Below are 13553 nucleotides of genomic sequence, written 5' to 3' on the forward strand. Positions count from 1 at the left end.
AGAATCAGAGCCGATGATTACGATAGACGGAAAAACAAAGCAATATAGGAAAACGATAGCTGCCTACCCATAGCACCATCGAGCGTTTTACAAACCGTTTGCTTAGATTCAATTATAATATTTGGCAGATAGCAGCGTATTTTGGAAATACAATCGCAAACCAGATGCAGCGGATTTAGGTGGAATCTGACGGGTTTTATTACTCACTTTCATTGAAAAGGCAGTCAGCCCTTTTCCCTGAAAGACTTGATGAGGTGACTGGCAAAGCAGGCAACGGTCTCAGGCACCGGCGATTGCACCGTGTGCAGCACGATATCGGATATCGGCAGCACCGGCAATCCGTTCTCCGGCCCAAGCGTCGTCAGGTCCGACGGAACGTTGCTCTGAACAATGGGCGCAATGGCCAGTCCGGCCCGGACCGCGTCAACAATTCCCGACATGCTGCGGCTGACATAAACAATCCGGTGTTCGATGCCTGCCTTTTCCAGGGCTTTCAGGGCCCATGCCCTGAAGATGCAGTCCTCTTCGAAAACGGCCAGGGGAAGGCGCTTATCCTTTGGGAGAAGAAATCCGGGGTCGGCGATCCATACCACCGGGTCATGATAGATGACCTGCCCCCCGCCATGAATCTGGGTGCAAAGGCCAACATCGAGATCACCCTTGTCGACGGCGTTTTTGATTACATCGCTGTTCTCACATCGCATTTCGACCAGGACATCTGGATAGGATGCGGCGAACCGGGCCAGCAGGGTGGGCAGTATACCCGTGGTGTAGTGCTCCGGAGAGCCGAAGCGGATGAGCCCTTTCAGCGCCGGCTTGGACAGCGCCATGACCGCATCGTCATGCTCCTTGACAATGCGCCGGGCATAGACAATCAGCAGGTTCCCGTCGGCAGTCAACTTCGCCGTCTTTCCAATCCTTTCAAAAAGGGGCTTGCCGACTTCATCTTCAAGACGTTTGATTTGCATGCTAACGGCCGATTGAGAGCGGTTGACCAGTCTGCCGGCTTTGGTAAACCCCTTGGTATCGGCAACGGCAAGGAAGGTTCTGAGAAAATCGATGTGCAGGTTCATGATAATCAACTGTTTGGATGTTGAAAGGCCGACCGTCAGATGTTGGGGTCGGCCCTCCTGATGCTTCAATAATCAGCAGTTGTCATACATCCTGATTATTTCACCGGTGCCTTTTCCCAGTATACTTTTTACGTAACCATTGATCACTTTTTTCATGGGTATGGGATTGTGGCCGGGAAAATAGGCCTCATATTTATCGACGGCGTCTTCGACCAGCCCGGACGATACCACATTGATTCTGATGCCGTTCTTCAATTCGAGGGATACGGCTTTGACAAAACTGTGTATACCGCCATTGACCATGGCGGCACTGGTGGTCATGTCAACTGGATGGTCAGCCAGAATACCCGTACTCAGGGTGAAAGAACCGCCGGCATTCAAATAGTTCTGCCCAATTCGCACCAGATTCACCTGGCCCATTAATTTGCTTCTCAGGCCGATGTAGAAGTCTTCCTCGGTCATGGAATCGAAAGCCGCCCATTTGGCATCGCCGGCGATGCAGGCAACGGCGTCGACGTTGCCGACAGAGGAAAACATGGCCTCAATGGACTGGCTGTCGGTAATGTCCACGGTTACATCACCTGAAGTTCTTCCGGCAACCACCACGTCGTGTTTCTTTGAAAGATGGTTGCTGACTTTTCTGCCAATAGTACCTTTGCCGCCTACAATAAGAATTTTCATTTTTCCTCTTCCTTCGATTTATTTTGGATCTTAATCCGTCTCAAGCAAATCAGGCATATTCCTGCGACCGAAGCCCATGCGTGTTGCAGCAAGAATGCGGATGCCCGTCTTCCATACACGATTGGCACCCAACGGAGTAAACGCACTATGCACCGACACTGAACAATAAATTAAGGCCGCTAAAAACATTTGTCCAATGAATTGTTTTGATACTTACAATCAGAAATTGTGATCGTTATGAATCCGCGCATTAGTTGCTGAAAAGGTTTTGAAATAAGCCTTGTTAGGGAAAATTGGTGGGGTGAGCCGGTGTGTCGCTTACAGACAGACAAAATGATCAGGACATTTGATTGTTAACATCAAATCAATTCATTGGACATGTGATCCTGACACCGTTAAGTACCACGCAAGAGAAATTTTTTTAAAAGCTGAGTAGACATCATTGACCGCAATAGATGAATAGTTGAACCGACCGTAATTGTGGTTCCATAATTACTAACGATAACGGGAGATTAAAATGCTGACGCCACGCCTTGAAAGACTTAAAAACCAGATTGTCAACGCGAAGCCCGAAGTATACGCGGAAAGGGCGCTTCTTGTGACCCAGGCGTACCAGGAGAACGAAAATGAGCCTCTGGCCATCCAGAAAGCGCGGGCCATGGAAAAAGTATTCCGGCAGTCCACCGTCCTGATCAAAGACGATGAATTGATCGTCGGCTGCAAAACGCCTACCGCCTTAGGCTCGCCACTCTACCCCGAATTCAATGTTGACTGGTTAAAAAAAGAGATCGACAGCCTGTCCCAGCGCTATGAAACCGCCTTCGACATATCCGAGGAAAACAAAAACCGCGTCAAGCAAGAGGTCATTCCCTTCTGGGAGGGACGCACGATCTATGACCGTATTCTGCCCACGATCCCGGCAAACGCGATGGAAGCCGCGGATGAAGGCGCCCTGTTTCACTACTATCTCAATCGCAGCATCGGTCATTTCAATCCTAACTATGAAACCGTTTTGAAGGAGGGCTTCGACGGATTGCGCTATCGTGTTGAACATGCGTTGCAGGGCACGACGCCGGAGGACGCCGAGAAACAAAACTATTACAAAGCGCTGCTGATCGTGATCCATGCCGTGGTGGCCTTTGCCCACCGCTATGCCGATGAAGCCGAAAAAATGGCGCAGTCGTGCCGAGATCCGGAACGGAAAAACGAACTTCTGCAAATTGCCAACAATTGCCGGTGGGTGCCGGAGCATCCCCCTCAAACATACTGGCAAGCAATTCAATCCTTCTGGTTTACCCATCTCATGCTCAATCTGGAAAGCAATGCCTATGCCCTTTCCCCGGGCCGCTTTGACCAGTACATCTACCCTTTTTACCGAAAAGACATGGCTGAAAAGGCAACTACGAGAGCGGACGCCCAGGAGCTATTGAACTGCCTGTGGGTCAAGTTCGCCGAGATGACGGTGGTCAAGGAGGCAGGTACGGCCAAGGCCAGCAACACCTATGCCGATTTTCAGAATCTCAATGTCGGCGGATTGAAGGCCGACGGCAGCGACGGGGTCAACGATATTTCCTATATGTGCATCGAAGCCCAGTCGGCACTTCTGCTCCCCCAACCCCAGCTCTCCTGTTTGATCAGCAGCAAATCCCCGCATGCGTTCCTGTTGAAAGCCTGCGAGCTGGCCCGCCAAGGCACCGGCATGCCAGCCATGTTCAACGCCGACGAGATTGTCCTGTCGCTGACCGAAAAAGGCAAAAGCCTCGAAGATGCGCGCAACGGGGGAATCAACGGTTGCGTCGAAATTACGGGCCAAGGAAATGACCAGATGGCCTCCTCCGGATACATCAACCTGGCAAAATGTCTGGAACTGGCCCTCAACAACGGGACCAACATGATCAGCGGCAAACAATTGGGCCCCCAAACGGGCACGCCGGATCAATTCCGGTCCATCGAAGACGTCTGGCAGGCCCTTGAAGCTCAGATTCGTCACATGGTCGATCTAAAACACCAGTTCGATACGGCGGCAAAGCTGGTGTTCGCCCGGTCGTGTCCAGCCTTGTGCACCTCACTGGTCGTGGATGACTGCATCAAAAAAGGCAAGGACTTCCACAATGGTGGCGCCAGGTACTCGCAGCCCATGCTGTCCGGTGTGGGCACGGGCACCGTCACGGACGCCATTGCCGCGATCGATCATTTTGTTTTCGGAAAAGGAACCTTTTCCACCGGCGACATCGTACAGGCCATGAAAGACAATTTCGATGGCCATGAGACCATGCGGAATCTGCTCTGGAATAAAGCGCCCAAGCTTGGCAATGATCGCGACGAGGTTGACCGCAATGCGGCAAGGCTGGTGAATCTGTTTGTGAAGCTGCTCAAAGACTACACCAATGACCGCGGCGTCCCTTATGCTGCAGACATGATTCCCACGACCGCTCATCTGCCCTTTGGCGTGTTGACGGCGGCCAGCGCAGACGGCCGCCTTGCCGGCGCCCCGCTGGCCGAGGGCATTTCTCCGGTCCAGGGCCAGGATCTCTCCGGCCCCACGGCCGTGGTCAAGTCTATCGCCAAACTGGACCACGTGTCCACCGTAGGCTCGCTGCTCAATATGAAGTTCACGCCCCAGACGCTGGCAGGTGAAGACAATCTTAAAAAATTTGCCGCCTTGATCCGAACCTATTTTGATTATGGCGGCCATCATATGCAGTTTAACGTGGTTTCACGGGAAACCCTGATCGAAGCCCAGCAATACCCGGATGATTATCGTTCGCTGTTGATTCGGGTGGCAGGATACAGTGATTATTTCGTCATGTTGAGCAAAGATGTCCAGGACGAGGTGATTTCCCGAACGGCCCACGAGGTCTGCTGATCGATGGCGCCGGACACCGAGGGGATTATTTTTGATATCAATCGCTATGCCATTCACGACGGGCCGGGCATCCGCACCACCGTGTTCTTCAAGGGGTGCCCGATCCGTTGCCGGTGGTGCGCCAACCCGGAATCCCAAAAAACGGCGCTCGAACTTGCCCATCTGAACCATGAATGTATCCTGTGCGGCAGGTGTATGGAAACCTGTCCGCAGGATGCCATCCGTGTGTCTGACACCAACCATCTTCTTGACCGCACAGCCTGCGATCTTTGCGGAAAATGTGTTGAGGCCTGTCCCGCTGAAGCGCTTCAGGTGATGGGCCGAACCGTGTCGGTAGACGATCTGTATGCCGAGGTTGCCGCGGATCGCCCTTTCTGGGAACGGTCCGGCGGCGGTGTGACCCTGTCGGGCGGGGAACCCCTGTTTCAGCCTCGCTTCGTCAAAGCATTTCTCGAAAGGTGCAGGGCCAACTATATTCACACGGCCATCGAATCCTGCCTTCACGTTGCCACGCAAACGCTAGCGGAGATCCTACCCCTGGTGAACACGGTCATCTGTGATATGAAACTCATGGATGATCAGCGGCACAGGCAGTTCACCGGGGTTTCAAACGCATTGATCCTTAAGAATATGGCAATGTTGCTTCAGACGGACCAGGACATGCGGGTGCGGATGCCGTTGATACCCGGTGTAAACGATGACTTACCTGGCCTGGAAGCCTTGGGAGCGTTTTTGCAGGACCACCGGGAAGGGGCACAGCTGGAACTGATGCCTTACCACCGGCTGGGAGAGGTGAAATATGCACGTTTAGGACGGTCCTGCAAGATGGAGGAAATCCCGGCCCCTTCGAGAGAGGAGATGGAAAAAGCTGCCGGAGTACTCGACAAATTCCGGATTAATCTGGTAACCAATTAGCACCGCTACCGTTCAGATCAAAGGAGAATCAACCATGCAGATCACGACACTCTTGGGCAGTGCCCGCAAGAAAGGCAACACAGCCACGGTTCTGGGCTGGGTGGAGGACGAACTGATAACCCTGGGCCATTCGGTTGAACGGATCTACTTGAACAGCAAAACCATCGGGGGCTGCCTGGGATGCGGCAAGTGTAAAGAGAACCCCGAGGAGATCGCCTGCGTCCAGAAAGACGACGCCGTGGACATCTTCGAGCGCATGATCGCTTCCGATGCGGTGCTGTTTACGTCGCCGATCTACTTCTGGGGATTTACATCGCAACTCAAGCGGCTGATCGATCGGAGCTACGCCCTGGTGACCAACTACCATCAACCCGGCCATACCTCCTTAATCGAAAACAAGCGCATCGGCCTGCTGGTCACCGGTGCGGATGCCTATGAGAACAATGCCGAAGGCCTGTTCACTGCATTCGATCGCATCGCGGATTTTTTGAAGGCCCCAAAAGGGGGTGAACTGTACGTGGGTGGGTGCAGTCTGCCTGCGGAACTGCCGGAATCCGCCAAGGATCAGGCCGTAGGTCTGGCGAGATCTTTGGCGGGTTAGATCTTCAGCACAATTTTTCCGACATGCCGCTTTTCCAGGAAAAGGGTCTGGGCATCACGAATCTCCTCCAGGGCAAACGATCGGAAAACAACTGGCGTGACGGCGCCTTGTTCGATGGATTGAATCAGGTTGGGGAACACCTCAGGTCCAAGAACGGTACAACCCAAAAGGCTGAGATCTTTTAAATACAAGGTCCGGACGTCCAATTCCACCAAAGGACCGGCGATGGCTCCGGCCACCGCATACCGCCCACCAGGGCGCAGCACTTCCAGATACTGGGGAAACTTGCCACCGGCCACGAGGTCAATTACGACATCCATACGGTTTGCACCGGGTGTCGCGATCAGGTCCGTGTCGCGTGAAATCGTTTCGTCGGCACCCAACTGCCTGAGCGCCTCCGATTTGGATGGGGTGGTTACCGCCCAAACCTCGGCGCCACGGGCCTTGGCCAATTGAACCGCGGCGGAGCCGACACCCCCTGAGGCACCGGTCACCAAAACGCGTTCGTCAGCCTGAACCGCGGCCCTCGCCAGCATGTTTTCTGCCGTGGAGTAAGAACATGGAAAGGAGGCCAGGTCCACATCTGACAGGCTGCTGTCGATTTTGTGGGCATGCCGGGCGGCCACCACCGTGAATTCGGCAAAACCGCCGTCACACTCCGAACCGAAGAACCATGGATGCTCGAGGCTTTTGCCTTGCGCCTCTCGGAGACAAGGCTCGATCAGTATCCGCTCACCAATTCTATCCGGGTTTATTTCTCTGCCCACGGCGGCAATATAACCGCACGCATCGATCCCTTGAATACGTGGGAACTGGAGCGGTTGCCCCGACCAACTGGCATCTTCACTGGCAGCCTCTTTCTTCGAATACCAGGCGATCCGCGTGTTGATATCCGTGTTGTTGACGCCCGCAGCAGCAACGCGCACCAGCACATCGGTCGGTCCGGGCACGGGTACCGGTATGTCCCCACGAAACTCCAGCCGGTCCAGATCGCCATGGCCGGTCAACCACACTCCTCGCATCGTTGTGGGTAAGTCACTCATCGTCGCCTCCTCGATTGTTTTCCAATACTGCTGTATCTGCCGAATGAATGGCCTGAGTACCGACGATCGGCCAAGCTCGGGAAAACCGCTTCATGAATTAAAAAAACCTTATGTGGCGGGACCGTTATCGAATTTCACGGGATTTCCTTTTGAGCCTTGCGGCACCTTACGCGTGCTTTTTGAACAGACCACCGGCGAATGTCAATGCGTTGTCATCTTCTCTTCTTTGGGGATGACCCGCCGGTGAGGATCACGTACGGGGTTGCCGGTCGCTTCGCTGAGCCGGTGCCGGAGGTCAGAATCGGTGAAATGCTCGAAGCGGTGTGCGTGGCGGTGCGCATCGGCATCGCAATAACCCATCACATCGCATAGGTAGGTTTCCCACAGGCGGTGGGAGCGGATCATTCCCTTGCCGGCGTTTTTACCCGACGGGGTCAGGGCCAACCCCGTCGCCAAACGCTGCACGAACCCTTTTCGCTTAAGGTTCCAGACCATCAGCTGGACGGTGTGTCCTGCTCTCAAGGCATTTTTTACCTCCGCGACGGGAACCGGCGCCGCATCGGCAGGGGCCAGTTCATGGTAGCGGTAGAGAAACGCGAGGATGTCATCGCCGACGATTTTGAGTCCGAGGTGCAGCTGGTTGATCAACCGGCTGAGTACGCCGTAGCGCGGCGAAAAGAGAAAAACCAGCAGGAAGAGCAGCCCGGTGGTCAGGGCCATCATTCCAGCGGTGCTGGTATCCTGAAAGCCGAACCAGACTGGAATGGTAATGGCGCCGATGTGGCCCAACACCGCCGATACGACGGCGAATGCCACACTGATGCCCAGCATGCGGCCCAGTCGATCGGTGATCAGGTGGGCCGCCGCTCCCGGAACGATGAGCATGGCGATGACCAGGATGCTGCCCACACTTTCAAAGGCGGCGATGGTGGTCGCCGCCACCAGTGTCATCAGTGCGTAGTGCATGACATTGGCGTTGATGCCCATGGTCGTGGCCAGGGCCGGGTCGAAGGCGGTGATCTTCAGCTCCTTGAAGAACACAATCACGAAAACCAGGTTGAACAACAGCATCGCGCCGCTGGTGACGGCCGCACGGGGGATTTCATAGCCGAAGAGCAGGGTCGTATCCAGAGGCGTCAGCTCGATGGCACCGTATAGCACGCAGCTGGGGTCAAGATCCACGTGATCAGCGGCTTGCCGGATGAGGATCAGACCCACGGCGAACAGCGTGGTGAAGACCACGCCCATGGAGGCTCCGCGATCCAGGCCGCTGAGGCGGTCGATGCCCTGGATCATCAGGGTGGTGATCACGCCGATCAGAATGGCACCCACCAGCATAGGCAGACTGTCCCGGCTGCCGGTCACCAGAAAGGCAACCGCCAGGCCGGGCAGCACCGCATGACTGATGGCATCGCCCATCATGCTCATGCGCCGCAGGACAAGATAATTGCCCAGCAGGGCACAGGCGGCGGCGCTCAGGGCACCGGCTACGACGATCCATGTATCGATGAAGGTCCATTCCATGGTCAGTTCACTCCCTTCCCGACATTCAGCGAATGGGGGCTGCTTGGCAGGGCCTTTTCGGCCGTATCGGCAAGCGCGATCTCCAATTGTCTGATCAGGTCCGGTTCCAGCACATGTTCGATGCGGTCGGCGCTCAGGTCGACCATGCCAGGGGCCACGTCTGCATGGGTGATCAGGTAGGTTTCCCACAACCGGTGACGCCGAACCACCTCCCGTGCCGCTTCCCTGCCGGTTTCGGTAAGTCGGATTTTCTGCCCGTTGCTGCGGCGGATCATTCGGCGCCGTTCCATCCGGTTTGCCGTATGCCGCAGGGCGGCCGGGGACCAGGCGCGTCGTGCCATCAATTGGCCGGCCGACGGGCCGTTGCCCTCGTCGTTCGATGCCGTTTCCGACCATTCGTACAGATCTCTGAGCAGGTTTTCGTCCCTGATTTTGCGTCGCAGGGCGATCCGTCCGATTCCCATGCGCAGCAACCCCCGGGCCGATCCAAACACCAGGCTGACCAAAAAGAACGACGAAGCGGTGAGGACGATGACGGCACCGGCCGGCAGGTTGGCCATGAGGGCGGAAATACCCGAGCCCAGAAAGCCGCTCAGGGCGCCGAAGGCGCCGGACAGCCAGAGCATCGTACGCAGGCGGAACGTCCAGAACCGGGCGGATGCGGCCGGAATGATCAACAGGGCCACCACCAGGATCAGTCCCACGGCTTGCAGCCCGATAACGGTCACGAGGATCACCAGGGCCATCATTAAAAAATCCAGACGGGTCACCGGCCAACCCTGGGTCATGCCGAAGTCAGCGTCGAAGCAGACCAGGGAGAACTCCTTGAAAAAGAGCAGGCATATTACGGCGGCCACCAGCGCCGTGACGCCAATGAGCAGGGCATCGGAGAAGAGCATGGAGGCGGTTTTGCCATAGATGAATGAAGACAATCCGGCGGCGTTGCCTGCGTCCATTCGGGTGGCCATGCCCATCAGGGCGATGCCCAGTCCGAAGTAAACACTCAGGACGATGCCCAGCGCCGCATCATCCTTGAGCCGTGAAAAGCGCTGAATGGCCAGTACGGACAGCGTCGCGATCACCGAGAAAAGGGCCGCGCCGGCAATCAAGGCCGGCAGTTGCTTGCCATCGCCCGTCAGCAGGGTCATGACGATAAATGCCAGGGCGATCCCCGGTAAGGTGGCATGACTGAGGGTGTCGCTGAGCAGGGCACGTTTTCTCAGCACCAGGAAGGTCCCGATCAGGCCGGCGGCCAGTCCGAGAAGGGTCGTACCCGCAACCACTACCCGGGTGTTGTAGTCCTGGAAGGTGAACACCCGGAGCAGTTCCACCATAAAGCCGTCCGTCGGCTGGGTGCCGCCGGCAGCGGCCGGCAATGGCCCTGCGGTACAAAACAACGCTGCCAACAGAACGCTTAAAATGCTTCTCATCGTTGACAATGGGCGCGTTTTCATGGCTTTACCCTTTGTCTTCCGGAAATTTTGGTGTACGGGCATACTCGTTCAGGGCCCTGCTCAGCAGGGTCAACCGGCCGCCGTAGGTCTTTTTGAGGTTCTCTTCGTTGAAGACCAACGACACCGGTCCGGCGGCCACCAGACGCATGTTCAGCAGCACCACGTGATCGAAGTAGGCAGGGACGGTCTGCAGGTCGTGATGCACCACCACACAGGTTTTTCCGGCCGCCTTCAGCTCCTTGAGCAGTGCAATGATGGCACGCTCCGTAGCCACGTCCACACCGGCAAAGGGTTCGTCCATGAAATAGAGGCGGGCGTCCTGGGCCAGTGCCCGCGCAAGGAAGACGCGCTGCTGCTGGCCTCCGGATAGCTGGCTGATCTGCCGATCGGCATAGGTGGCCATGCCTACCTTGTCCAGCGCATCCATGGCGGTGCGCCGGTGCCCCCTGCCAACGGGACGCAGCCAGCCGATTTTTCGGTAAAGCCCCATGGCGACTACATCCAGGGCATTGACGGGGAAGTCCCAGTCCACACTCTCCCGCTGGGGCACGTAGCCCACCAGATGCCGCTGGGTCTCGTAGGATTTCCCATAGATGGTTACGGCGCCGGATGCCCGTGGAACCAGTCCCAGCACCGATTTGATGAAGGTGCTCTTGCCTGCACCGTTGGGCCCTACCACGGCAATCAGGCGGCCTTCAGGCAGAGTGAGGTCGATGTCCCAGAGTACCGGTTTGCGGTGGTAGGCCACCGTGAGATCGTTGACCCACAGCGGAGCGTTGCGGGCGTCGAGGCCCGCGCTTGCGGTTGCCTCAATTGTCTGAAACTGAGCGTTTGCCATGAGTGCTCCTTATCCTTTGCCAAGAGGCCTAATTATTCAGGGGGTGAGTAGAATTGTTGAGAATTGCAGGCCAATCATCCCAGGTCAAATGCGGTTAGCCATCACCGGGCACTTCGCCCGACAGCCGGCCTCAGGTCTCAATCGTCAATGTGCCGCCAATTTCCCCTGCATGCCGGTGGCCGGCGCGTTGCCGCCCAGGGCACGGGTGACGACGGTCACGTTGTGGTCGATCATACCCTCGTAGGTGCCTTCGTACGTGCCGGCGGCACCCATGGCGTCGGAAAAGAGCTCACCACCGATGACGACCTGGTGGCCGCGGGCGGCCGCGCCTTCGATGAGGGCCTTCACATTTTTATCCGATACACTGGTTTCGACGAAGACCGCCGGGATCCGACGGTCTACCAGCAGGCTGACCAGGCGGTTGATGTCTTTTAGTCCCGCCTCCGATTCGGTGGAGAGTCCCTGAATGCCCATTACTTCGATGCCATAGGCACGGCCCAAGTAATTGAAGGCGTCGTGGGCAGTGACCAGCACGCGCTGGTTGTCGGGAATGGAGGCAATCACTTTTTTGGCATAGTCGTCCAGACGGTGGAGCCTTACCTGGTAAGCCGCTGCATTTTGGCGGTATGCGTCGGCGTGCACAGGGTCGAACGCCACCATGGCATCGGCCACCACCGCCACCGCCTTGATCCATCCGCTGACATCCATCCACACATGGGGATCATGGTGATCGGTGGTGTTGTCATGAATCAGATACTCCTGCTGAAGCCGTTCGGTTACGGCATAGACCGGACGTTTGCGGGACACCTTGACCAGGATGTCTGTCATTTGGCCTTCTAAAAGTAAGCCGGAATAAAATATGATGTCCGATCGGAGAAGAACGGCTACATCGCTTCGGGTGGGGCTGTAAACATGAGGGTCCACCCCTGAGCCGATGATATTGGTAACCGCGGCGTGGTCACCCGCCACCTCCCGGACGATGTCCGCCACCATGCCCACCGTTGCGCCAACCCGTATGGGATAGTCTCCTTTGAACGATGCCGCCTGAACGGACATGGTGAGCAGCAGGACAGCCGTTGCGCCAAGGACGATGGATGGCCAGCGAAGTTGTCGTTGGGCCAGGATTGTCAATGATTTCATGACCGTCCTTTCTGTTGGATTGGACCCTTTCCGCGGCCCCAATGAGCGGGATCTCCACCTTGCTTCGACAAGCGGGAGGGAATGCGTTCGCTATCGCGGTTACTATTTCGGGTGATGGGGTTAACTTAATGCAAAAAAAATTTAGGTCAACCTAAAAATATATTTTGGAAGTATAAAATTAAATGGGCACGACATAGATACGATCGGCGATGTCTCGTCCAATGACCGTTTCCCGATGACTGCTGCCGTCGATGATACGCAGGGTAACCGGCCCCTTGAAGGGTGCATGGTTCACCACTGTACCCGTGGTTCCCAGGCCGAGTTTCAGTTCATCCAGATAGTCGAGCATGCCATCAAGTGATGGCTCCACGCGAACGATGCGAAAGGACTCATGATCGTCGAACGCGCTGAGCGGTTCACCGGTCGGCGCGCTCATATGTCCGGATGGGTCGGGTATCGGTTCGCCGTGGGGGTCGAATCGGGGATATGCCAGGTGTCGGTCGATGGCGCCAATCAAGCGCTCCGACAAGTGGTGCTCCAGCGTTTCGGCCTCTTCGTGAACCGCCTCCCAGCCGAGTCCCAGTACCTGTTGTAGAAAAGTCTCCAACAACCGGTGCCGGCGTATAATTGCTATCGCCACCAGCCGGCCGCGGTCAGTGAGCGTCACCCCGTGATGCTGTCGATAGGTGATCATCCGTGGAGCCGTGCCGGCCATGCGTTTGATCATTTCCGTAACCGATCCGGCAGTGATCCCCAACTGCCGGGCCAGGGCACCGGTCCTTGCGAGGCCGTCCCTCTCCTGGAGGACGTAAATGGCTTTTAGGTAGTCTTCGACGGCGTCTGAGTGTGTCATGCGATTATGTGCCCGAAGGCGAGAAAATGGGCCAACCAACGGATGTGGCATTCAATTATCATCTATTTTATCTGCAGGCGGTCGTCAAGGCCTGTCAGCGCGCTCAACGTGACTTACTCCGATTCTTGTTTCGTTGATGATTCCCCGCGGCTTGCCGAGGGGAGGAGTCGATTGATGGTGTTTGAATCAAATGCTATTCAGTGCTGACGGATAAATTTTCCAATCGTTTCTATCGCCTTCGAGGCCTCTGGAAGGAAAGGGGCAAATCCTTGAAACACATGCGGCATGCCGTCCCATATCTCAAGGGTCACATCGCACCCCTGCTCGGCAGCATGGGTTGCCAATCGCGTGGAATCGTCCAGCAACACTTCAGCGTCGCCTACCTGCAATAAAAGCGGGGGCATCCCGCTGTAATCGCCAAACAGAGGCGATGCATACGGATCGGTGGGCTCGGTATGGCTGCCCAGGTAGATGGGGATGAGCGCGGGCAAAATTTCCGGATTGATGATCGGGTCTGTTGAAGCGCGAGAAACCAGCGAAGGACTCCCGGCGGTAAAATCCGTTG

General features: G+C 56.3%; 12 protein-coding genes. 3 read left to right on the forward strand and 9 right to left on the reverse strand.

Features of this window, described 5'->3' with window-relative positions; genetic code table 11:
- Positions 1-224 precede the first annotated feature (224 nt).
- Both ABYV26_RS09915 and ABYV26_RS09920 read right to left on the reverse strand, forming a co-directional pair.
- Positions 225-1073, reverse strand: coding sequence for a LysR substrate-binding domain-containing protein (locus tag ABYV26_RS09915; protein WP_372680549.1), 849 nt, complete (start codon positions 1071-1073; stop codon positions 225-227).
- 72 nt (positions 1074-1145) lie between these two features.
- Positions 1146-1754 carry a short chain dehydrogenase gene (locus ABYV26_RS09920; RefSeq protein ID WP_372680551.1) on the reverse strand — a complete coding sequence of 203 codons (609 nt, stop codon included), beginning with the start codon at positions 1752-1754 and terminating at the stop codon, positions 1146-1148.
- Positions 1755-2271: 517 nt separating this feature from the next.
- Between ABYV26_RS09920 and ABYV26_RS09925 the strand changes: the two genes are divergently transcribed.
- Genes ABYV26_RS09925 through ABYV26_RS09935 form a run of 3 tightly spaced genes read left to right on the forward strand, consistent with a single transcriptional unit; the run spans position 2272 to position 6136 of the window.
- Positions 2272-4620 carry a formate C-acetyltransferase/glycerol dehydratase family glycyl radical enzyme gene (locus tag ABYV26_RS09925; protein WP_372680552.1) on the forward strand — a complete coding sequence of 783 codons (2349 nt, stop codon included), beginning with the start codon at positions 2272-2274 and terminating at the stop codon, positions 4618-4620.
- 3 nt (positions 4621-4623) lie between these two features.
- Positions 4624-5535, forward strand: a complete 912-nt coding sequence (locus tag ABYV26_RS09930) for a glycyl-radical enzyme activating protein (RefSeq protein ID WP_372680554.1) — start codon at positions 4624-4626, stop codon at positions 5533-5535.
- A gap of 34 nt (positions 5536-5569) precedes the next feature.
- Positions 5570-6136, forward strand: a complete 567-nt coding sequence (locus tag ABYV26_RS09935) for a flavodoxin family protein (protein ID WP_372680556.1) — start codon at positions 5570-5572, stop codon at positions 6134-6136.
- On the opposite strand, the gene ABYV26_RS09940 is transcribed toward ABYV26_RS09935, so the two are convergent.
- The 7 genes from ABYV26_RS09940 to ABYV26_RS09970 all read right to left on the reverse strand — a co-directional run.
- Positions 6133-7179 (reverse strand): alcohol dehydrogenase family protein, encoded by a 1047-nt coding sequence (locus tag ABYV26_RS09940; RefSeq protein ID WP_372680558.1) that lies wholly within the window; start codon positions 7177-7179, stop codon positions 6133-6135. The two genes, ABYV26_RS09935 and ABYV26_RS09940, sit on opposite strands and share 4 nt — an antisense overlap.
- A gap of 201 nt (positions 7180-7380) precedes the next feature.
- Positions 7381-8703: a metal ABC transporter permease gene (locus ABYV26_RS09945; RefSeq protein WP_372680560.1), complete on the reverse strand. Its 1323-nt coding sequence runs from the start codon at positions 8701-8703 to the stop codon at positions 7381-7383.
- Between the two features lie 2 nt (positions 8704-8705).
- Positions 8706-10157 (reverse strand): iron chelate uptake ABC transporter family permease subunit, encoded by a 1452-nt coding sequence (locus ABYV26_RS09950; protein ID WP_372680562.1) that lies wholly within the window; start codon positions 10155-10157, stop codon positions 8706-8708.
- A 4-nt stretch (positions 10158-10161) separates the two neighbouring features.
- Positions 10162-10995 (reverse strand): metal ABC transporter ATP-binding protein, encoded by an 834-nt coding sequence (locus ABYV26_RS09955; protein WP_372680564.1) that lies wholly within the window; start codon positions 10993-10995, stop codon positions 10162-10164.
- Between the two features lie 144 nt (positions 10996-11139).
- Positions 11140-12135: a metal ABC transporter solute-binding protein, Zn/Mn family gene (locus ABYV26_RS09960; RefSeq protein ID WP_372680566.1), complete on the reverse strand. Its 996-nt coding sequence runs from the start codon at positions 12133-12135 to the stop codon at positions 11140-11142.
- A 178-nt stretch (positions 12136-12313) separates the two neighbouring features.
- Positions 12314-12988, reverse strand: coding sequence for a metal-dependent transcriptional regulator (locus tag ABYV26_RS09965; protein WP_372680568.1), 675 nt, complete (start codon positions 12986-12988; stop codon positions 12314-12316).
- A gap of 197 nt (positions 12989-13185) precedes the next feature.
- Positions 13186-13553: alpha/beta hydrolase (locus ABYV26_RS09970; RefSeq protein WP_372680570.1), on the reverse strand; the 368-nt coding region annotated here is incomplete at its 5' end.

This window comes from Desulfosarcina sp. (assembly GCF_041551955.1).
Taxonomy (GTDB): Bacteria; Desulfobacterota; Desulfobacteria; order Desulfobacterales; family Desulfosarcinaceae; genus Desulfosarcina.

Bases quoted from the DNA above. Each gene is read 5' to 3' on its own strand.
- ABYV26_RS09930 (WP_372680554.1), top strand. From the start codon at position 4,624: ATGGCGCCGGACACCGAGGGGATTATTTTTGATATCAATCGCTATGCC.
- ABYV26_RS09955 (WP_372680564.1), bottom strand. From the start codon at position 10,995: ATGGCAAACGCTCAGTTTCAGACAATTGAGGCAACCGCAAGCGCGGGC.
- ABYV26_RS09950 (WP_372680562.1), bottom strand. From the start codon at position 10,157: ATGAAAACGCGCCCATTGTCAACGATGAGAAGCATTTTAAGCGTTCTG.
- ABYV26_RS09915 (WP_372680549.1), bottom strand. From the start codon at position 1,073: ATGAACCTGCACATCGATTTTCTCAGAACCTTCCTTGCCGTTGCCGAT.
- ABYV26_RS09940 (WP_372680558.1), bottom strand. From the start codon at position 7,179: ATGAGTGACTTACCCACAACGATGCGAGGAGTGTGGTTGACCGGCCAT.
- ABYV26_RS09945 (WP_372680560.1), bottom strand. From the start codon at position 8,703: ATGGAATGGACCTTCATCGATACATGGATCGTCGTAGCCGGTGCCCTG.
- ABYV26_RS09960 (WP_372680566.1), bottom strand. From the start codon at position 12,135: ATGAAATCATTGACAATCCTGGCCCAACGACAACTTCGCTGGCCATCC.
- ABYV26_RS09965 (WP_372680568.1), bottom strand. From the start codon at position 12,988: ATGACACACTCAGACGCCGTCGAAGACTACCTAAAAGCCATTTACGTC.
- ABYV26_RS09925 (WP_372680552.1), top strand. From the start codon at position 2,272: ATGCTGACGCCACGCCTTGAAAGACTTAAAAACCAGATTGTCAACGCG.
- ABYV26_RS09935 (WP_372680556.1), top strand. From the start codon at position 5,570: ATGCAGATCACGACACTCTTGGGCAGTGCCCGCAAGAAAGGCAACACA.
- ABYV26_RS09920 (WP_372680551.1), bottom strand. From the start codon at position 1,754: ATGAAAATTCTTATTGTAGGCGGCAAAGGTACTATTGGCAGAAAAGTC.